The organism is Pseudonocardia tropica (assembly GCF_040105315.1).
Taxonomy (GTDB): Bacteria; Actinomycetota; Actinomycetes; order Mycobacteriales; family Pseudonocardiaceae; genus Pseudonocardia; species Pseudonocardia alni.
In genome coordinates this window covers 61,800-79,379 of record NZ_JBEDNP010000012.1, presented here as the reverse complement: position 1 = coordinate 79,379, position 17,580 = coordinate 61,800, and the positions used below count along the sequence as shown (strand labels likewise).

Annotated in this window: 24 protein-coding genes; 15 read left to right on the top strand and 9 right to left on the bottom strand. The window is 74.4% G+C overall.

Features of this window, described 5'->3' with window-relative positions:
- Nucleotides 1-23: 23 nt before the first annotated feature.
- The 7 genes from WHI96_RS20080 to WHI96_RS20050 all read left to right on the top strand — a co-directional run bounded on the left by WHI96_RS20080 (nucleotide 24) and on the right by WHI96_RS20050 (nucleotide 4,660).
- Nucleotides 24-2,108, top strand: a complete 2,085-nt coding sequence (locus tag WHI96_RS20080) for an AAA family ATPase (protein WP_345644912.1) — start codon at nucleotides 24-26, stop codon at nucleotides 2,106-2,108.
- A gap of 5 nt (nucleotides 2,109-2,113) precedes the next feature.
- Complete coding sequence (locus WHI96_RS20075) at nucleotides 2,114-2,449, top strand: hypothetical protein (protein WP_345644909.1); 336 nt, start codon at nucleotides 2,114-2,116, stop codon at nucleotides 2,447-2,449.
- On the top strand, nucleotides 2,449-2,730 hold the full coding sequence (locus WHI96_RS20070; protein ID WP_345644907.1) for a hypothetical protein: 282 nt from the start codon (nucleotides 2,449-2,451) through the stop codon (nucleotides 2,728-2,730). Before WHI96_RS20075 ends, WHI96_RS20070 begins: the two co-directional genes overlap by 1 nt.
- On the top strand, nucleotides 2,727-2,900 hold the full coding sequence (locus WHI96_RS20065) for a hypothetical protein (protein WP_345644904.1): 174 nt from the start codon (nucleotides 2,727-2,729) through the stop codon (nucleotides 2,898-2,900). Before WHI96_RS20070 ends, WHI96_RS20065 begins: the two co-directional genes overlap by 4 nt.
- Complete coding sequence (locus WHI96_RS20060; RefSeq protein WP_345644901.1) at nucleotides 2,893-3,174, top strand: hypothetical protein; 282 nt, start codon at nucleotides 2,893-2,895, stop codon at nucleotides 3,172-3,174. Before WHI96_RS20065 ends, WHI96_RS20060 begins: the two co-directional genes overlap by 8 nt.
- Nucleotides 3,171-3,668, top strand: coding sequence for a hypothetical protein (locus WHI96_RS20055; protein ID WP_345644898.1), 498 nt, complete (start codon nucleotides 3,171-3,173; stop codon nucleotides 3,666-3,668). Before WHI96_RS20060 ends, WHI96_RS20055 begins: the two co-directional genes overlap by 4 nt.
- 155 nt (nucleotides 3,669-3,823) lie before the next feature.
- Nucleotides 3,824-4,660 carry a phage major capsid protein gene (locus tag WHI96_RS20050; protein WP_345644895.1) on the top strand — a complete coding sequence of 279 codons (837 nt, stop codon included), beginning with the start codon at nucleotides 3,824-3,826 and terminating at the stop codon, nucleotides 4,658-4,660.
- An 86-nt stretch (nucleotides 4,661-4,746) separates the two neighbouring features.
- Here the strand turns inward: WHI96_RS20050 and WHI96_RS20045 are convergent, their stop codons facing one another.
- Together WHI96_RS20045 and WHI96_RS20040 are read right to left on the bottom strand one after the other, a co-directional pair.
- Entirely contained in the window at nucleotides 4,747-5,076 is a 330-nt protein-coding gene (locus WHI96_RS20045) for a hypothetical protein (protein ID WP_345644892.1), read from the bottom strand.
- A gap of 106 nt (nucleotides 5,077-5,182) precedes the next feature.
- Entirely contained in the window at nucleotides 5,183-5,650 is a 468-nt protein-coding gene (locus WHI96_RS20040; protein WP_345644890.1) for a P27 family phage terminase small subunit, read from the bottom strand.
- Nucleotides 5,651-5,733: 83 nt separating this feature from the next.
- Between WHI96_RS20040 and WHI96_RS20035 the strand changes: the two genes are divergently transcribed.
- Nucleotides 5,734-5,976 (top strand): GntR family transcriptional regulator, encoded by a 243-nt coding sequence (locus tag WHI96_RS20035; RefSeq protein ID WP_345644887.1) that lies wholly within the window; start codon nucleotides 5,734-5,736, stop codon nucleotides 5,974-5,976.
- On the opposite strand, the gene WHI96_RS20030 is transcribed toward WHI96_RS20035, so the two are convergent.
- Nucleotides 5,973-6,287: a hypothetical protein gene (locus WHI96_RS20030; protein ID WP_345644884.1), complete on the bottom strand. Its 315-nt coding sequence runs from the start codon at nucleotides 6,285-6,287 to the stop codon at nucleotides 5,973-5,975. The genes WHI96_RS20035 and WHI96_RS20030 overlap by 4 nt on opposite strands.
- A 143-nt stretch (nucleotides 6,288-6,430) precedes the next feature.
- On the opposite strand from WHI96_RS20030, the gene WHI96_RS20025 reads away from it, so the two are divergent.
- The 3 genes from WHI96_RS20025 to WHI96_RS20015 all read left to right on the top strand — a co-directional run bounded on the left by WHI96_RS20025 (nucleotide 6,431) and on the right by WHI96_RS20015 (nucleotide 8,464).
- On the top strand, nucleotides 6,431-6,637 hold the full coding sequence (locus WHI96_RS20025; protein ID WP_345644881.1) for a hypothetical protein: 207 nt from the start codon (nucleotides 6,431-6,433) through the stop codon (nucleotides 6,635-6,637).
- Nucleotides 6,638-6,780: 143 nt separating this feature from the next.
- The gene (locus WHI96_RS20020) at nucleotides 6,781-7,068 is read left to right on the top strand and encodes a hypothetical protein (protein WP_345644879.1); all 288 of its coding nucleotides are present in this window, start codon (nucleotides 6,781-6,783) and stop codon (nucleotides 7,066-7,068) included.
- 154 nt (nucleotides 7,069-7,222) lie between these two features.
- A complete protein-coding gene (locus WHI96_RS20015) occupies nucleotides 7,223-8,464 on the top strand; it encodes a hypothetical protein (RefSeq protein ID WP_345644876.1) in 1,242 nt (413 codons plus the stop codon).
- A gap of 31 nt (nucleotides 8,465-8,495) precedes the next feature.
- Here WHI96_RS20015 and WHI96_RS20010 read toward each other — a convergent pair whose 3' ends face one another.
- From WHI96_RS20010 to WHI96_RS19995, 4 genes are read right to left on the bottom strand one after another with little or no spacing between them, the layout of a single operon-like run.
- Nucleotides 8,496-9,398, bottom strand: a complete 903-nt coding sequence (locus tag WHI96_RS20010) for a hypothetical protein (protein ID WP_345644873.1) — start codon at nucleotides 9,396-9,398, stop codon at nucleotides 8,496-8,498.
- A 45-nt stretch (nucleotides 9,399-9,443) separates the two neighbouring features.
- Nucleotides 9,444-10,697 (bottom strand): glycosyltransferase, encoded by a 1,254-nt coding sequence (locus WHI96_RS20005; RefSeq protein WP_345644870.1) that lies wholly within the window; start codon nucleotides 10,695-10,697, stop codon nucleotides 9,444-9,446.
- Complete coding sequence (locus tag WHI96_RS20000; RefSeq protein ID WP_345644867.1) at nucleotides 10,694-11,653, bottom strand: hypothetical protein; 960 nt, start codon at nucleotides 11,651-11,653, stop codon at nucleotides 10,694-10,696. The genes WHI96_RS20005 and WHI96_RS20000 overlap by 4 nt, the downstream gene beginning before the upstream one ends.
- On the bottom strand, nucleotides 11,650-12,663 hold the full coding sequence (locus WHI96_RS19995; RefSeq protein WP_345644864.1) for a glycosyltransferase family protein: 1,014 nt from the start codon (nucleotides 12,661-12,663) through the stop codon (nucleotides 11,650-11,652). The genes WHI96_RS20000 and WHI96_RS19995 overlap by 4 nt, the downstream gene beginning before the upstream one ends.
- Before the next feature lie 75 nt (nucleotides 12,664-12,738).
- On the opposite strand from WHI96_RS19995, the gene WHI96_RS19990 reads away from it, so the two are divergent.
- The 4 genes from WHI96_RS19990 (at nucleotide 12,739) to WHI96_RS19975 (ending at nucleotide 16,710) form a co-directional block, all read left to right on the top strand.
- Nucleotides 12,739-13,641, top strand: coding sequence for a WcbI family polysaccharide biosynthesis putative acetyltransferase (locus tag WHI96_RS19990; protein WP_345644861.1), 903 nt, complete (start codon nucleotides 12,739-12,741; stop codon nucleotides 13,639-13,641).
- Between the two features lie 146 nt (nucleotides 13,642-13,787).
- Nucleotides 13,788-14,849, top strand: coding sequence for a glycosyltransferase (locus WHI96_RS19985; RefSeq protein ID WP_345644858.1), 1,062 nt, complete (start codon nucleotides 13,788-13,790; stop codon nucleotides 14,847-14,849).
- Nucleotides 14,846-15,913, top strand: coding sequence for a glycosyltransferase (locus tag WHI96_RS19980; RefSeq protein WP_345644853.1), 1,068 nt, complete (start codon nucleotides 14,846-14,848; stop codon nucleotides 15,911-15,913). Before WHI96_RS19985 ends, WHI96_RS19980 begins: the two co-directional genes overlap by 4 nt.
- The gene (locus WHI96_RS19975; RefSeq protein WP_345644850.1) at nucleotides 15,910-16,710 is read left to right on the top strand and encodes a glycosyltransferase family 2 protein; all 801 of its coding nucleotides are present in this window, start codon (nucleotides 15,910-15,912) and stop codon (nucleotides 16,708-16,710) included. Before WHI96_RS19980 ends, WHI96_RS19975 begins: the two co-directional genes overlap by 4 nt.
- A gap of 13 nt (nucleotides 16,711-16,723) precedes the next feature.
- Here the strand turns inward: WHI96_RS19975 and WHI96_RS19970 are convergent, their stop codons facing one another.
- Together WHI96_RS19970 and abmR are read right to left on the bottom strand one after the other, a co-directional pair.
- Entirely contained in the window at nucleotides 16,724-16,852 is a 129-nt protein-coding gene (locus WHI96_RS19970) for a hypothetical protein (protein WP_255655334.1), read from the bottom strand.
- A gap of 139 nt (nucleotides 16,853-16,991) precedes the next feature.
- A complete protein-coding gene (gene abmR, locus WHI96_RS19965; RefSeq protein ID WP_345644813.1) occupies nucleotides 16,992-17,555 on the bottom strand; it encodes an ATP-binding transcription factor AbmR in 564 nt (187 codons plus the stop codon).
- Nucleotides 17,556-17,580: the final 25 nt, after the last annotated feature.

The following is a 17,580-nucleotide window of genomic DNA, read 5'->3' as shown; positions in this document are numbered from 1 at the left end:
CGCGACACGAGGACCCCGACAACGTGACTGACCAGGAAGTACCGATCGACATCGTCCTGCGCAAGGCCGAAACGCTCGGCTTGAGGATCCAACGCAGATCTGACGGCTACCAGGTGCAGTGCCCCGCACACGACGACCGGACGCCCTCCTTGGGCGTGAGCGAGGGCGACGACGGCCGGGCCCTGCTCGTGTGCCGAGCCCACTGCGACACCGAAGACGTGGTGGCCGGGCTCGGCCTGACGATGGCCGACCTCTTCCCCGACAACAACCACTCGCCCGCGACCTCCAGCCGGTCGTCACCGGCCGCTCCTGCCGAGTACGTCTACCGGCGCCCGGACGGGTCGGAGTCGTTCAAGGTCGTCCGGCGGCGCGGGAAGAGGTTCCACCAACAGCGCAAGGTCGGCGAGCACTGGGAGTCCGGTGGCAGCCCAGAGGCCACGTCGCTGCCGTACAACGCCGACAAGATCGCGGATGCCGAGCGGGTCATGGTCGTCGAAGGCGAGCGCGACGCCGACACCGTCGAGCGCGTCTGGGGCGACGTCGCCACGTGCAACGCCGGGGGTGCGGGCAAGTGGAAGACGGCCCACGCCGAGCACCTGCGTGGCAAGGACGTGGTGGTGATCCCCGACCAGGACGCTCCGGGACGCAAGCACAGCGATCAAGTGGTCCGCAGCCTGCGCGGCGTCGCCCGCAGCGTTCGGGTCCTGCATCCGGTTCAGGGCTGCAAGGACGTCACCGACCACGTGGAGGCTGGATACGGCTTCGACGACCTTCGAGATGAGAACGAGTCACCGGCGACCGGGCGCCGGTCTCGCATCACGTGGGCATCGGAGATCGAGCCGGAGCCGGTGACATGGGCGTGGCTCGACGAGGGACAGGGCCGGATCGCGGCCGGTACTCAGGTCATCGCAGCCGGGCGGGAGGGCACCGGCAAGTCGTCGTTCGGCATCACGATGGGCGCCAAGATCAGCCGGGGCACTCTGCCCGGCAACCTGCACGGCACTCCGCGTCGCGTCCTGTACGTGACCGTCGAGGACTCATGGGCGCACACCCTGGTGCCACGACTGATCGCCGCCGAGGCAGACCTATCGCTGATCGGCCGGTTCGACGTCGTCACCGAGGAAGAAGCCGACGGTGCGCTGTCCCTGCCGCACGACAACGACCTGCTGGAAGCCGAGATCATCGCCAACGACGTCGCGCTCGTCGTCGTCGATCCGTTGATGTCGGTGATCGGCCTGAAGATCGACACCCACAAGGAGCGCGAGGTCCGCAGCGCTCTGGACCCGCTGTCGCGCATCGCAGATCGAACCGGCGCGGTCGTGCTCGGTATCGCGCACTTCAACAAGTCCTCGGGCACCGACGTCTCCAACATGATCACGGCCTCCGGTGCGTTCAAGAACGTCGCCCGAGCGATCTTCGGGTTCGCTCGCGACGATGAGGGCCGGGTCATGACCCAGACCAAGAACAGCCTGGGACGTGACGACCTACCGTCGCTGTCCTACGCCCTGACACCGATCGAGATCCCGACCCGTAAGGGCACAGCCACGTCGGTGCGGTTCGACTTCACCGGCGCCTCAGCCCGGTCGGTGGGCGACATCCTGCGCGAGGCGAAGGCCGACACCGACCCGGATGAGTCCGCCGAGCGTGACTTCACCGTGAAGTGGATCAGGGACTACCTCCTCGACCAAGGCGGCTCGGCGCCGTTCTCCGACGTGGTGTCGGCCGCCAGGAACGTCGACATCCCCGAGCGGACGCTGAAGCGGGCAAGGCTCCGCGCCGGGGTGACGTCCAAGCGCACGGGGTTCCAGAGGGGCGCGACGTGGGCGTTCGACGAACCTCATTCGGGCCATCGCGCGGGGGGAGTTCCAGTACGTGGCCCCGATGGCCCCAATGAGCCTCACGAGAGCCCCGGAACAGCAGGTCAAGGCCATTCGGGCCATTCGGGCCATCCCTCAGATGCCCCCCGCGTGACTGGCCCCGTAGATGGCCCCGATGGGGCTGCTGTCTGCAACCACTGCGATCGGTCCAGCCCCTACCCACTGATCAACGGATGGTGCCGGTCCTGCGCCTACCCATCCGGCACCGACTCCCCCTACAGAGAGGACTGAACCCCATGACCCGATGCACCCGCTGCGGCTCCCCCGAGGCCTTCGCCGTGGAGCCCGATGACTGCGAGTCCTGCGCGCAGCGCAACCCTTTCGGCATCGAGGCCAGCGCTCGGCCGAGGATCACCGACCACGGCGACGGCACCTTCACGATGGACGTCGTCGAGCGCAACGAGCCAGGACGCCTGGGCCGGTTCCACAAGGTCGCCGGACTGTTCACCGTCTCCGCGCCCGATGAGGATGACTACATCCGGCGCGAGCAGGAGCTGATGGCCCGTGGCTACGACCCGTCGCTGGCCCGCTCTGCATGGTTCACCGAGCGTGTGGTCAACGGGGAGGGCTGATGACCGCTGCGTACCCGATCCAGCCGGGCTGGACCGACCCCGATGGTCCGACGGCGGTCCTGCGGCGTCTGTATCCCCTGGACCGGCCCTCCTGGTTGCACGATCCGTGGCGCTGGACCGATGGCATGACCTGGACCTACGCCGTTGAGCCCGATCACCTCGACACCACAGCCGTCAGCGATCTGGCCGCGCTGATCAACGAGGGCTTCGCCGTGCGGATCGAAGCCGTGCCCACCGGTGGCGGCCTGCTCGTACAGCTTCAACAGAAGGGACACCCATGACCAGCACCACCCCCGACCCGGCGAACCACGACGACGTGGAGGAGAAGCACGGCAAGCTCTACCGAGGCGACAAGGTCGTCCGTGACGACGGCACCGAGGAGATCGTCTACACCGAGCTGCCCGGGGACCTGACCATCCGGAAGATCAAGCAGGAGGGCACCGATGCCTGATCAGAACAAGTCCGTCCAGCGCATGCAGGTCGGCCCCGTCACGACCGTCGACACCGAATCCGGCACGGTGCTGATCGAGCAAGGCATCGAGCGCTTCGAGACCTCCATCGGTGTCGAGCCCGGCGCGTGGACTGCACCGCGCCCTGTCGTGACCATGACCTACGGCGAGGGCAAGACCCGTCAGATGGCAGCACCCGAGGCCGAGGCGCTGGGCCGTGCGCTGATGCTGTCCGCCGCCGCCTCGGCCCACGCCGCGGAGGTGAACACCCCATGAGCGACGCCGAGGACACCGCGCAGGCGTGGAGCACCGACGACCCGCCCGACACCGCCACCGAGTCTGCGGAGGACCCGGCCCCGCAGGCCGATCAACAGGATGCAGGCAGCCGTGGGACCCGTTCTGAGCGCCGTGCGCACCGCGACAAGGCCTCCCGCGATGAACAGGTCCGGGCCGAGCGCGACGAGCTGCGATCCGAACGCGACACCCTCAACGGTCGCGTGGAGACCATGCAGAACGCCGAGATCATGCGCCATGCCGAACGGCACCTGGCCGAGCCGCGTGACCTGCTGCTCGTGACCACGCCCCAGCAGCGGGCTGAGGTCTGGAACGACGACGGCACCCTCGACCAGGGGGCCATGGCCGCGCTGATCGACTCCGCGCTCGACGGCCGTCCGCACTGGCGACGCAAGCACGGCTCGATGGACATGAACCACCGCCCCACAGGAGGGTCGGGGACGGCCACGACGTGGTCGAAGCTGCTGCGATCGTGAGATGATCAGTCCGTGACCGGCCCGCTACCGAGAGGTAGTCCGGGCCGGTCACCTGTCCTGTAGTTCGCCACGGCCCCGGGACGGGGCCACCGGCGTCCGGAGCGATGTTCGCCCGGCCGGAAGCGCGATTCCCATCGCGCATTCCGGAGTCCCCTGTGACCGTCAACGGCACCACCGGTGCACCCATCCTCCGTCCTGAGGACGTCGCCGATCTCCTGATCAAGCCCACCCAGCGTGCGTCCGTCGCGATGCAGGCTGCAACGGTAGTCGACACCGCCAGCCGCACCTACCGCATCCCGATCGTCAACACCGACCCCGCCACGGCGTGGGTCAACGAGGGCGACGAGATCGCGCTGTCCGACCCGGCGCTGGGCGAGCTGCGCATCGTCCCGGCGAAGCTGGCCGGGATCACCGCGATCACCTCCGAGCTGGCCGGTGACTCCTCACCCGAGGCCGCGCAGGCCGTCGGCAACGGTCTGGCCCGTGACCTCGCCAAGAAGATCGACCGCAGCTTCTTCGGCGCCACACTGTCTGCTCCGGCACCTCCCGGACTCCCCGCGGTCACCGGGGTCGGCACCGTAGCCGGTGGCTACGACAACGTCGACTGGGCCGCAGCCGCGATCAGCCAGGCCCAGGTCGTCGGCACCGAGCTGACCTCCTTCGCCGCGTCTCCCGCCACCGCGCTGAAGCTGGCGACGATCAAGTCCGGGACGAACTTCAACACCCCGCTGCTCGGCCAGGACCCCACCGTCCCGACACGTCGCACGGTGCAGGGTCTGCCGATCCTGGTCTCGGAGTTCATCGCCGACAACATCGTCTGGGGCATCCCCGCCGAGCGAGCGGTCATCGTCGTCCGCCAGGACGCCACCGTGGAGACCTCCCGCGATGCCCTGTTCACCAGCGACCGCCTCGCCGTCCGAGCGATCATGCGGGTTTCCTGGGGCTTCCCCCACGCCGAGGCCATCCAGAAGGTCACCCTGGACGACGAGTAGACGTGCGCTCCCGGCCCTACCCCTTTCAGGCCGGTGAGCGCCGAACCACCGCCCCGGGTCCCGTGGTCGAAGGCCCGGGGCGGTGGCTACTCCGGGTGAGCGGGCCGGACCTTCTTCCTGCCCACGACGACCTTGCCGGTGCCCAGGCGAACCTGTGGCCGTAGAGCGTCGAGCCGAACTCCCTTCTCAACGCACCGTTCCCGTATCCACGCGGCGCTGAAGTAGTGCGTGCACTCATGCCCGGGTACTAGTGGTTCCTCGATCGAGTCCGAGATCGGCATCGGCTTCCACAGCACGAACTTCCAGTCGGTGGGCGTGCGAAAAGAGAACTCGCGGATCAGAGTGATGGTGCGCGGCGTGTCGACGACGCTGATGTGGGTCAGGCCCACATCAGGTCCGGGCCACTGCGTCGCCACGAGTAGACCTGCCAGCCGAGGGCCAGCAAGCTCACGACGAGAGCGACGATCGAGACAACGAGCGCAGCAACGGCCATGGTCGGGACCGTGGCCCGCCCTCCGACAGTCAGGCCCCGAAGAACCGATCTCCACCGCTGACCGGGACGGCTGCGGGCTTCGCGATCGTCGCCCGGATTCCGGAGCGGGCCGAGGGGTTCAGGCCGAGCTTGTTGCTCAGGGCCTCCATCTTCGACGTGGTCTTCAACCACTGCCCGAACACCGGGTTCTCCATCGGCATCCCGTTGGAGGGGTTCCGCACGACCTCCGGCTCGGTCGTCATCTTGATCCGCAGCCGGTCGAGCTTCTCCACGGCTACGACGTAGGCCAGGATCAGCGGCCCGTCGGCGGCGTGCAGCATCCCCATCGCCCGCAGGTGGCGGGTGGTCCGGTTCCACTCCGCCCGCTGGGCCTCGGACATCGCGTCGGGCATCACCGGCTCGTCGCCGTGCAGCGGTGTCGGCTCGTCGGGGTTGAACCGGTCCAGCTTGTCACCGTGCAGGCGGCGCAGCGCTTCGGGCTTACGAGGGCGGGCCATCTGTGCAGGCTACGAGCGTCGGACCGGCTCGTGGATCACTCGCTAGTAGGTTGTCCAGCATCAGACCTGTCTAGGGAGTGATCGTGATTGACCCCGGGCCGCTGGAGCGGCCGAAGGACCCTCCGTGGCGTCAGATCGCCGACCGGCTGCGCGACGCGATAGCCAAGGGCGCCTACCCGTCGGGTGCGAAGCTGCCGTCGGAGAAGACGCTCTGCGAGACCTACGGCGTCGCGCGGATGACCGCTCGGCGGGCCCTGGAGAACCTGCGTGATGACGGCGTGATCGAGTCGCGCCCCGGTATCGGCTGGTTCGTGCGCGAGGGTTAGAAGAAGCCGCCGTCGGACCCGCGCACGATGTAGACCACGCCCTTGGCGGCTGCGCCGGTGATCCCGTGTCGCTTGGCCTCAGGAGTCCGTAGGAGGCTCTTGGCCCGCCCGAGATGGTCGGTGGTCCCGACAACCCGCACGCCGCCGAGGGTGCTCACCACAGCCCACACGGCACCGGCATCGGCCGCCGCGCGCTGGCCTGCCTCTCGCACCGGCTCATGCCAGTCCGCCGCCCACTCGCAGGTCTCGGGCTGGCATCGCCGGTGGTCGGCATCAATCGAGCACTTGCCCTCGATGATCTCTGCGCACACCGGGTCGGCTCCCGGACCTTCGAAGCAGCGATCGGGCCACATGCCCGGCTCGCTGCACCAGGCGCAGTCCCGCGCCCTGGTGCCCTCTGTCCCCACCTGTCTCACTCTAGACATGTCTATGTACTAGACGGGAGGGTGGGGTCATGTCCGACGACTGTCCCGGCCCGCTGGCGCGGATGCTGGCCGATCATCCGACGCTGTACCGGTCGCTGCTCGCCGAGCACCAGGCCGACGACTACGGCCGGTGCGCCGGATGCCGGTCGGCGACGCTGGCGCCGCGCTGGCCCTGCGGCCTCGCCGAAGCAGCCGCAGCCGCCCGACGGCTCGCCGAGGGCGACGTAGAGGCATAGCCCAACTCGCCAGTTACGCCGCGCGAGATTCCTGCCTGGTCCGGGGTCGCCATTCCGCTCCGGCCGACGACGGACCCCCCACCCCCTGGGGAGGGCTGTGCCGGGTGGCCGTGACCACACCTTATTGAAGAGGATGCAACCTCGTGCTGTTGTGCAGCTTCCACCACCGGCTCGTGCACGACCACGGCTACGTGATCCTGGGGCCGCCCGGGGAGACCTGGACCTTCCACCGCCCCGACGGCACCGTCGTCCGTCCCACCGGAGCCCCGCTGGACGGCAGCGCCGACACCCTCCTGGAGATCAACACCCGGGCCCGGCTCCGCATCGACCGCGACACCCTGACCCCCGACTGGTACGGCGACCGCCTCGACCCCGGCCCGATCCTCGACGCGCTCCTGCCTCCCGTCGCCGCCCCGGCGGCCGCGGCCTGACACCGCGTCCGACCCGCCCCGGTGGATGACACCTCCACCGACCGCACCTCCGCCGACCGCACCTCCACCGACCGGCTCGCCCCGCCCGATCGGCCGCCACCCGGTGTCGTACCCACCGCCCCGCCGCGACCGCCAGGCACTAGCCTCGCGCGCCGTGACCGACGCGACCCGCACCACCGTGCTCGACCTCGTCGCCGACCCCGGGCTGCCGACCGAGCTCGCCCACCGGCTCGTCCGCGACCTGCCCGCCGCGCTCGGGGCGCACGACGACACCCGCTGGGAGGTCCGCGTCGCCGACGAGCCGATCGTCCTGGACGAGCGCGGCGCGCTACCTGCTCTCGACATCGGCGACCGGGTGCGCGAGCGGGACGGGGCGGACGCCGTCGTGCTGCTCACCGACCTGCCGCGCCGCTCCGGGGCGGACCCGGTCGTCGCCGACGGCGGGACCGGGCACCGGGTGGGTCTGGTGTCGCTGCCCGCGCTGGGCGCGATCAACCAGTACCGGCGGTGCCGCGACACGGTGGTCCGTCTCGTGACCGGGCACCTGGTGCCCCCCGACCGCCCGGGTGCCGGGGAGGCCGGAGCGCCGGACACCGGTCATGCGGGGCCGCTGACCCGGATCGACTCGGGATCACGAGCCGGGACCGACGGCGACCACCGCGACCAGGACCGCGATCGCGACCGCGGGCGGCGACGCGCTGACCCGGACCCCGCCCGTCGCGGGACCGCGGACGACTCCGATGCCGGCAGCGGCGGGGTGGAGGACGACGTCGACGTCCGCCTCGCCCTGACCGGGCTCCGCGGCCGGGTCCGGCTGCTGGCCGGCCTGGTCCGCGCCAACCGTCCGTGGCGGCTGGTGCCGAGCCTGTCGCCCGCCATCGCCGCGGCGGCGGCCGGGGCCGCGTTCGGGATCTTCTACTCCAACATCTGGGAGCTGGCGACCGCGCTCGGGACCGCCCGGCAGGTGACGGTCATGATGATCGCCCTGGTCGGGATGACCGCGTGGCTGATCCTCGACAACCGGCTGTGGGAGTCGCGGCGACACCGCTCACTGCGCGAGGAGATGCTGCTGTCGAACCTGTCGACCGTGATCACGGTGGCGTGCGGGGTGCTCGTCATGTTCGCGCTGCTGTTCGTCCTGACGCTGGTCGCGGCCGTCCTCGTCATCCCGCCGGACTACCTCTCCTCGACGCTGATGCGCGAGTCCGGACCGGACGACTGGATCATGATCGCCTGGCTGTCGACGTCCATGGGGACGGTCGCCGGGGCACTGGGTTCCGGGTTCGCCGACGACGGCGCGGTCCGCCAGGCCGCCTACAGCCGCCGGGAGCAGGAGCGGCGGGCACGGCTGGACCGGTCCGACGACGGCGACCACGGCAGGGACACGCCCGCCTGACCGACACCGGCAGCGGCAGCGGATCCGTCGGTCAGCCCTGGACCAGAGCGTTGCGTAGGACGCGCAGCGCCGCGGCGTCCCGCGCCTGTCCGTCCGCGGCGGCGTCGAGCCGGGCGACCAGGTCCGCGGGCAGGTCGAGGACGATCCGGACCGGCGCCCCGTCCGCCCCCGCGCCCGGGGTGCCGGCACCGTCGTCCCGAGCGCCGTCGGAACCCGTCACCACGGCGGTGGGTGCCGCCGCGGAGGCCGCCGCGGAGGCCGCCGCGGAGGCCGTCGGGGAGGCAGTCGGGGAGGCCGTCGCGGTGGGGGCGGGCTCCGGCCGCCGGCCGCGCAGGACCAGGGCCAGGACCGGCAGGGCGATCGTGCCGAGTGCGTCGACGATCCCCGCGACGCCGAACCAGCGCCAGTACCACTCGCTGTCGCCGACCGCGCCGTCGGTGATCACCGGCAGCGCCAGCATCGTCGCGACGACGGCGATCGCGGCCAGGGTCAGCCCGAGGCCCGCGCGGATCACGGTGCGGCGCCGCCCGGCGAGCAGCAGGAGCAGGTTCGCGTGCGCCAGGCTGATCGCGACGATCGTCGCCACCAGCAGGGTCTTCAGCACCGAGCCGTCGCCGTCGCCCTCGCCCTCGAAGAGCCCGTCGCCGCCCCAGACCAGCCACAGCGCGGCCCCCGCGGCGACGACGCTCGCCGCCAGACCGGCGAACCCCAGCGCCCGCACGGCGCGGGTGACGACGGCGAGGTGGCAGAGCGCCGAGGTGCCGAACGCGGCGACGATCAGCGTGGTCGCGACGATCCGGGCCTGCAGGTCACCGAAGCCGCCGCCGAGCAGGGCGACGATCCCGCAGAGCGAGGCGACGAGCAGCGAGGCGACCACCGCGACGATCATCGCGCGGCGGGCCCCGCGGACCGGGGAGGCAGCTGGTGCGGTCATGCCGGCGAGGCTAGGGCCGTCCGGGGCGGTCGGGCCTCCGTAGGGCTACGGCATCCCGGCGAGCAGGGTGGCGACGCCCTCGCGGTGCTGGGCGACGGCGTCGTCGACCCGCCCGCGCCGGGCCCGGCCCGCCGCCCGGGTGGAGACGAGTGCGGCGAGGGTCCGCCCGTCCGCACCGGCGATCTCTACGCGGCCGAGGTCGTGGCCGGTGAGCAGGGCCATGGCGCGGGCCAGCGCGTCGGGCGGGAGCGGCGCGTGGACGTGCAGCCGGGCCCGGGCGCGGCGCAGCCGGTCGCGGCTCCACGGGCCGGTGTCGGCGACGCCGCGGTAGAGCTCGTCGAGCCGCGGGTCGCCGCCGGGCAGCCGGACCCGCACGTCGCGGTGGGTCTGGTTCAGCACCGCGTCGACGATCTCCACCAGCTCCCAGCCGTGCGTGTCCGCGTCGACGGAGGCGAGGACGTCCGGAACCGCGCCGGGCAGCGGTGCGCCGCGCACGCCGGGGTCGGGGACGAGCGCGGCGATCCGGATGCGTTCGCCGTCCTTGCCACCGCCGACGGCGTCGTGGGCCTCCGGGCGGCCACCCCAGTCGGGGCCGTCGTGCCAGGCCACCGCGGCCGGTTCGTGGACGAGCAGCGCGCCGTTGTTCCAGGCCCGGTAGGCCAGGTCCCAGTCCTCGCCGCCGTAGCCGACGTAGCGCTCGTCGAAGCCGCCGAGGTCGTCGAACAGGCTGCGGTGCAGGGCGAGCACGGCGCTGATGACCAGCTGCCAGTCCGTGCCCGACGCGTCGAGCAGGTCGCGTGTGCGGCGGTAGCCGTCGGCGAGCCAGGCCGGGTCCGGCAGCTGCGGCGCGGCGGCCGGGTCGTCGCCGGGGGCGGCGCCGGACAGGTCCGCATGCCGGCGACGCCCGACGGCGAGCACGTCCGGCCACGCCGCGATCCGCGCGGTGAGCGCCGCGACGAAGCCGGGCCCGGGGACGGTGTCGGCGTCGAGGAACACCAGGACGTCGCCCTCGACCTGCGCGGCGCCGCGGTTGCGCGCGGCGGCCGCGCGGAACCCGCGGTCGTCCTGGGTCACCACCCGCACCGGGACCGGCCCGGCCGGCGCGGCCGGGTCGGGCGGCTCCGGGGACCCGTCGTCGGCGACGACGACCGACACCGGCGGCCGGGTCTGCGCCTGCAGCGCGGCGACGGTGCGGGCCAGCTGCGCGGGCTGGCGGTAGTGACACACCACCACCCCCACCGACGGCGGCGGCCCGGTGTGCGGCGCGAGCAGGTCCCAGCGGTTCCCCGGCACGCTCACCGGGCGACCATCCGCCGGTAGAGGGCGGCGTGCCCGGCGCCCGCGTCCGGCCAGTCCGGGACCGGGCCGCGGGTCGCGCCGGGCCGGGTCAGGGCGTCGGCGACGAGGGCGTCGCGGCGGGTGTCGTCGTCGTAGAGCGCCACCGCGCCCGGGGCGGCGGCGTCGACCTCGCGGGCGTAGGCACCGGCCGCGGCCAGCGGGTAGCGGCCGTGGGCCAGCCACGCCAGCAGCGAGCCGCTGGCGCTGACGGTGCGGCTCGGCGCGACCGGGACGGTGACCGCCGCCGCGGCCGCGGCGAGCGCCGCCGGCTCCAGGTGCCCGGTGAGGATCCACTCCACCCCGCGGGACCGGGCGTGCCCGGCGAGGGACCGGGCGAGCTCGTCGTGCCCGTCGGACACCGCCCCTGCGGCGACGACCGCGGGCCGGTCCGGGTGCGCCGCCGCCGCGTCGATCACGGCCTCGTGCCCCTTGCCGGGGTAGACGAATCCGAGCACGCCGAGCGTGGGGCGCCCCGCCCAGCCCGGCGCCTGCTCCGCGGGCACGACGACCGGCAGCGGCAGCGGCAGGGTCACCGGGTCGACCGCGCCGAGCGCACGGGCCTTGTCGGCCTCGTGCCCCGCGGACACGACGACCGCGTCGGCGGCGGCGACCACGCGCCGGTACCCGGCGCAGCGTCGGACGTCGCGGGCCGGGTCGGGGTCGGCGCCGGGCAGGTCGTGCAGGGTCACGACCAGCGGCCGGGGCAGGACCCGCGCCTGCTCGGCGAAGGCGTCGGCGGCCGCGGCGACACCGGCGCCCCACAGCGCGTCGGTGAACTGGACGTGGGTGAGGTCGGCCTGGCCGGAGCCGACCGGGACGACGCCGTCGGCGGCCACCGCGGCGGCGACGGCGGCGGCGTGCCGGACCACGCCGTGCCCGGACGCCCCGGGCGCGACGACCCGCACGGTGACGGTCACCGCGCCGCCCCGGCCAGGACGCGGCGGTACTCGCGGGCGTGGGCGTCGGCGACCTCGGCGCGGCGCCGTTCCCGGTCGCCGGGGTCGGCCCGCCAGGCCGGGCGGGTCCGGTGCGCGAGCGCGACGGCGGCGCGCAGCGAGGCGTGGTCGGGACCGTCGTCGGTGAGGGTGTAGGTCAGGCAGGGCGCCTGTTCACGGAAGTGCCCGACGTCGGGCACCAGCGCGGTGGTGCCGAGGTCGTGACAGGCCTCCAGCCAGCCGGAATGGGTCCCCCACCGGTACGGGAGCACCGACACGTCGAGCTCCTGGAGGTAGGTGTGGAGGGCGTCGTCGTCGAACGGGGGGTGCACCCGCAGCTCCAGGCGGGGCTCGTCGCGCAGGGCGTGCGCCACGGCGCGGCCGCGCGCGTCGTCGTGCGCGTCGACCCGCAGCCGGACGTCCCGAGGGGCGGTCGCGGCGAGCGCGCGGGCCACCCCGACCGGGTCGGCGTTGGTGCGGTGGCTCTTGGCGTGCAGACCGACGACGAACCCGTCGGCGCGGCGGGGCCGGGGGCGGCGCAGCCACTCCGGCCCGACGACGGCCGGGTGCCCCAGCACCAGCGCGTCGCGTCCCCAGCGTTCCCGGATCCGCGCGGCGGCACCCGGGGTCAGCGTGACGAGCCCGGCGGCGGCCGGTACCAGCACGTCGAGGGCCGCGGCGTGCGGCGCGGGGTCGGCGTGGTGCGGGTTGCGCAGGTCGTGCACGGTCAGCACCAGCGGGACACCTGTCTCCCCCAGTGCCGCGACGAGCGCGCGCAGCTGGTCGGGGGTGCGGTCGTCGAAGCCGAAGTGGACGTGCAGCAGGTCGACGTCCGCGGCGTGTGCGCGCAGGTGGTCGGCGTCGAGCCAGGGCGAGGGCCACCACACCCCCGGACGGGCACCCGGGACCGGCGGGTCCGGGAGCCGGACCACCGCGGGGTGGTGCAGCGACGCCACGTAGGGATGGGCGGTGGGCACGGACGCCACGCGCACGCGACGGCTCCTCTCCTCGGGTCCCCCGGGATGCCCGTCCGGGCGCGGATCAACCGCGCGGGCCACGATGACCGGGTGACCGATCCGCGCCGCCGCCACTACGGCGTCCTCTACGGCCTCGAGGCGCCGCCGCCGGGACCGCTCGCCCTGGTGTGGGGCAACTGCCAGGCCGAGTCGGTCCGGGTGCTGTTCGACACCGTCGACGGCCTGCCGGTCTCCCCGGTGCGCATCCCGCCGGTGCACGAGCTCACCGCCGAGGACCTGCCCCACCTGCGCCGGCTGCTGTCCCGGACCCGGCTGCTGGCGTCCCAGCCGGTCCGCGACGACTACCGCGACCTGCCCCTGGGCACCGCCCAGATCGCCGCCGGACTGGCGCCGGGGGCGGTCGTCGTGCGCTGGCCGGTGATCCGCCATCCCGCGCTGCACCCGTGGTCGGCGATCGTGCGCCACCCGTCCGACCCGGCCGCCGTCCCGCCGGGGGTGCCCTACCACGACCTGCGGGCCCTCGCGGCCGCCGCGGGACGCGAGCCGGGACCGCCGCCGACGCCGGACGCGCTGCGCGAGGTGGGCCGCCGCGGGACCGCCGAGCTCGCCCGGCGGGAGGCCCGCGACACCGACGCCGGGGTGTCCGACGCGATCGCCGGCTTCGGTGCGGCGGCCGCGCACACCCTCAACCACCCCGGCAACGGGGTGCTGATGCTGCTCGCCGGGCGGATCCTCGACGCCGCCGGGATGCCGGGCGTCGTGTGTGACCCCGGACGCACCCTGCTCGGCGGCATCCGGGCCCCGCTGCGTGCCGACGTCGTCGACGCCCTGGGGCTGGACGCGCCGCCGCGCCCGCACTGGTGCGTCTCCGACCGGGCGATCGGCGAGGACGAGGTCGCCGCCGCGCAACGGGCCTGGTACGCCACGCACCCCGGATGGGTGGACGCCGGGCTGGCCCGGCACGCCGACGCCCTGGAGCTGCTGGGGCTGTAGCCGGGCGGGGGGCCCAAGGTCGAGTTGTGGGGGGCCTCGGGGCACCGCATGATCGGTGGAACGTCCGGGTTCAGCCGCCAGCTCGCACGGTTCCGCCCTACGAGTCTCGGAGCGTATCGACCCATGATCCCGTCCGCCTTCCACCGTTGACCGCCCGGATCGCCCTCATCGCCTCCGCCCGCTACCCGATCCGTGAACCGTTCCCGGGAGGGCTCGAGGCGCACACCGCCGGGCTCGCGTCCCGGCTGCGACGCCGCGGTCACGACGTGACCGTCTTCGGCGCACCCGGTTCCGACCCCGGACTACGGGTCCGGGAGATGGCGGTGCTGCCCCCGATCTCGCGTGCCGCCCGCAGCGACGTCGGCATGCCTCCGGAGTGGTTCCTCGCCGAGCACCACTCCTACCTGGAGCTGCTGCTGGCGCTCTCGCGCGAGCGCGGCCGCTACGACGTGGTGCACAACAACTCCCTGCACTACCTGCCGCTCGCGCTGGCCGACACCCTCGACGCACCCGTCCTGACCACGCTGCACACGCCGCCGACGCCGTGGATGGAGTCCGCCGTGCGGCTCGGCGACCCGCACCGGCTGCGGTTCGCCGCGGTCAGCGCGCACACCGCCCGCGCCTGGGCGCCGACCGGTGCCCGCGCGACGGTGGTCCGCAACGGGGTCGACACCGCGGCCTGGGGGTACGGGCCGGGCGGCGGGGTCCCGGTCTGGTCGGGCCGGGTCGTCCCGGAGAAGGGCCCGGTGGAGGCGATCCGCGCGGCGCGGCTGGCCGGGACCGGGCTGCGCCTGGCCGGGCCGTGCCCGGACCGGGGGTTCTTCGACGCCTGCGTCGCCCCGCTGCTCGGCGACGGCGTCGAGTACGTCGGTCACCTCGACCACCGGGCACTGGCCCGCCTGGTCGGGGACGCGACCGTCGCCGTCGTGTCGCCGTGCTGGGACGAGCCCTACGGCCTCGTCGTCGCCGAGGCGCTCGCCTGCGGCACGCCGATCGCCGGGTTCGCCCGGGGTGCGCTGCCGGAGATCGTCGACCCGCTCAGCGGGGTGCTGGCCGAGCCCGGCGACGTCGAGGGGCTGGCCGAGGCGATCCGCGCGGCGTCGCTGCTGCGCCGTACCGACGCCCGCCGGCACGCCGAGGCGACCTGCTCGGCCGAGGTGATGATCGACGGCTACGAGCGGCTCTACCGGGCCCTGGCCGCGGCATGACCGGCACCGGCACCGGCGGCACGGGGGCCGCGACCGGCACGATCGTCTACTACGTGCACCACCACGGCAGCGGGCACGCCCACCGCGCCGCCGCGATCGCCGCGCACTGCCGCACCCCGGTCGTCGGGGTCGGGTCCCGGCCCGCCCCGCACGGCTGGCCCGGCGCCTGGCACGAGCTGCCCCCCGACACCGGCGGCGGCGACACCGACCCCGGCGGCACCGCCGACGTGACCGCGGGCGGGACGCTGCACTGGGTGCCCCGCCACCACGACGGTCTGCGCGCCCGGACCGCCGCGGTCTCGGCGCTGCTCGCCGCGGGCCCGGCCCGGCTGCTCGTCGCCGACGTGTCGATTGAGATCGCGCTGCTGGCGCGGCTGCACGGGGTGCCGGTCGCCGTCGTCGCGCAGCCCGGGGAGCGGCTCGACCGGGCGCACCGCACCGTCTACGACCTGGCGGAGGTCCTGCTCGCGCCGTGGCCCGCCGATCCGCCGCGGCCGTGGCGCCCGGAGCTGACCGGCCGGACGGTGCACCTGGGCGGCCTGTCCCGCTACGACGACCGCACCGCCCGCCCGGGTCCGGGCCGGCGCCGGGTGCTGGTCCTGACCGGCAGCGGCGACGGCGGCGCCGACCCGGCCGCACTCGCCGCCGCGGCGGCCGCCACCCCGGACTGGACCTGGCGGGTCGCCGGCGGCCTCACCGGCGCGCTGCGCGACGCCCCGCCGAACCTCACCTGCGCCGGGTGGACGGGCGGGGTGTGGGCCGAGCTGCAGGACGCCGACGTCGTCGTCGGGCACGCCGGGCAGAACGTCGTCGCCGAGATCGCCGCCGCGCGCCGCGCCGCCGTCGTCGTCCCGGCCGAGCGTCCCTACGGCGAGCAGGTCGCGACCGGCGCGGTGCTGCGGGCGGCCGGGCTCGCCACGGTCCGCGACCGCTGGCCCGCACCGGCCGACTGGCCCGGGGTGCTCGACGAGGCGGTCTCCCGCGGCGGGGCGGGCTGGTCGCGCTGGTCAGACGGGCGGGCCGCGGAACGCGCGGCCGCGGTGCTCGACCGGATCGCCGCGTGAGCGCGCCCGGAGCCCGGGTCGCCGTGGTCACCGTGGTCCGCGGCCGCGCCGACCACCTCGCCCGCCAGCGCCGGGTGCTCGCCGCGGGACCGCCGGTGACCCACGTCGTCGTCGGGATGGGCGAAGAGCCCGCCACCGACGGTGCGGGCCCGCCGACCCGGGTGCTCAGCGTGCCCGCGCCGGGGCCGTTGCCGCTGGCGGCGGCGCGCAACGCCGGGGCGGGCGCCGCGCTCGCCGGCGGGGCGACGCTGCTGGTGTTCCTCGACGTCGACTGCCTGCCCGGGGACGGCCTGGTCGACGGCTACCTCCGCGCCGCGGCACGACGCCCGGACGCGCTGCTGTGCGGGCCGGTCACCTACCTGCCGGCGGGGGTGCTGCCGGAGCGGGACCTGCACCACCACACCGACCCGCACCCGGCCCGCCCGGCGCCGGCCGACGGGGCGCTGGTCCCCGAGCCGCGCCGGGAGCTGTTCTGGTCGCTGTCGTTCGCCGTCGCCGCCGACGCGTGGCGGGCCGGCGGCGGGTTCTGCGCCGACTACGCCGGCTACGGCGGCGAGGACACCGACTTCGCGCTGTCCTGCGGGCTGGAGCTTGTGTGGGTGGGCGGGGCGCACGCGTACCACCAGCACCATCCGCCGGCCCGGACCGACCCGGCCCGGATCGCCGAGATCGTCGGCAACGCCCGGCTGTTCCACCACCGCTGGGGGTGGTGGCCCATGGCGGGCTGGCTGCGCGAGCTGCACGCGACGGGCGCAGTGGAGTTCGACCCGCGGCGCGACGTGCTGCGGGTCGGGTGAGACCGGCCGGGGCTCAGCGGGCGGTGCGGGGCGGGCAGGCGCAGAACTGCACCGGACGCATGCACGAGTAGCACAGGTCCGACGCCCGGCCCGGCCGCGCACGGCGGGTCAGGGCCCGGTGTGCGAACGCGAGGATCGACATGACCCGGACCTTCCCGGGGCCGCCGCGCTCACACGCGACCGGACCGGCTGAGGGACGGGCGGCCCCGCAGCTGCGGCGGACGGCCGCAGCCGCCGCGACGTCCGGGCGAGCGGCTGCAGCCGACCGTCTCAGCGCGGGGTCACTCCGGGCCCTGCGAGCGCAGCTCCTCCACCCGTCCCATCGCCTCGCGCAGCTCGGTCAGCCACTCGTCGGCGTGCCGGCCGACCAGGCGCACCGACCAGGCCAGCGCGTCCGACCGGGACCGGGCCACCCCGGCGTCGACGAGGGTGTCGAGCACCGCCCGCTCGGGCTGGCGCAGCCGGGTCATCACCGGCACCGAGATCGTCGTGAACAGCTCGATGGTCCCGCCGACCCGCGCGCCCCAGGCGACCTTGCGCCGGTAGCGGCTCTCGGCCTGGCGGGCGATGTCGATCCGCCGGTCCCGGGTCTCCTCGCGGAACCGCGAGATCCGCCCGGCCTCGGCGGCCGCGGCGTCGGCCCGTCCCGCATCGGTGTCGGGGTGGTCGCCGCCCGGCGGGGGCAGCTCCCCCACCACGACGATCTCGTCCCGGTCGACCGTCACCTGCGGCGCGCCGGTGAACCACCCGTCGGGCAGCCGTCCGGTGAACCACGCCGCGGCGTCGTCGGCCGGGGGTAGGTCGGCCTGCTGCCAGCCACCCCGTCCGCGTCCTCGTCCTGTCATCGCACACCTCCTGCATTGATGATTA

Coding starts and splice junctions, on each gene's coding strand:
- WHI96_RS20075 (WP_345644909.1), top strand. CDS start 2,114: ATGACCCGATGCACCCGCTGCGGCTCCCCCGAGGCCTTCGCCGTGGAG.
- WHI96_RS20070 (WP_345644907.1), top strand. CDS start 2,449: ATGACCGCTGCGTACCCGATCCAGCCGGGCTGGACCGACCCCGATGGT.
- WHI96_RS20065 (WP_345644904.1), top strand. CDS start 2,727: ATGACCAGCACCACCCCCGACCCGGCGAACCACGACGACGTGGAGGAG.
- WHI96_RS20060 (WP_345644901.1), top strand. CDS start 2,893: ATGCCTGATCAGAACAAGTCCGTCCAGCGCATGCAGGTCGGCCCCGTC.
- WHI96_RS20055 (WP_345644898.1), top strand. CDS start 3,171: ATGAGCGACGCCGAGGACACCGCGCAGGCGTGGAGCACCGACGACCCG.
- WHI96_RS20040 (WP_345644890.1), bottom strand. CDS start 5,650: ATGGCCCGCCCTCGTAAGCCCGAAGCGCTGCGCCGCCTGCACGGTGAC.
- WHI96_RS20025 (WP_345644881.1), top strand. CDS start 6,431: ATGTCCGACGACTGTCCCGGCCCGCTGGCGCGGATGCTGGCCGATCAT.
- WHI96_RS20010 (WP_345644873.1), bottom strand. CDS start 9,398: ATGACCGCACCAGCTGCCTCCCCGGTCCGCGGGGCCCGCCGCGCGATG.
- WHI96_RS19980 (WP_345644853.1), top strand. CDS start 14,846: ATGACCGGCACCGGCACCGGCGGCACGGGGGCCGCGACCGGCACGATC.
- WHI96_RS19970 (WP_255655334.1), bottom strand. CDS start 16,852: ATGTCGATCCTCGCGTTCGCACACCGGGCCCTGACCCGCCGTGCGCGG.
- abmR (WP_345644813.1), bottom strand. CDS start 17,555: ATGACAGGACGAGGACGCGGACGGGGTGGCTGGCAGCAGGCCGACCTA.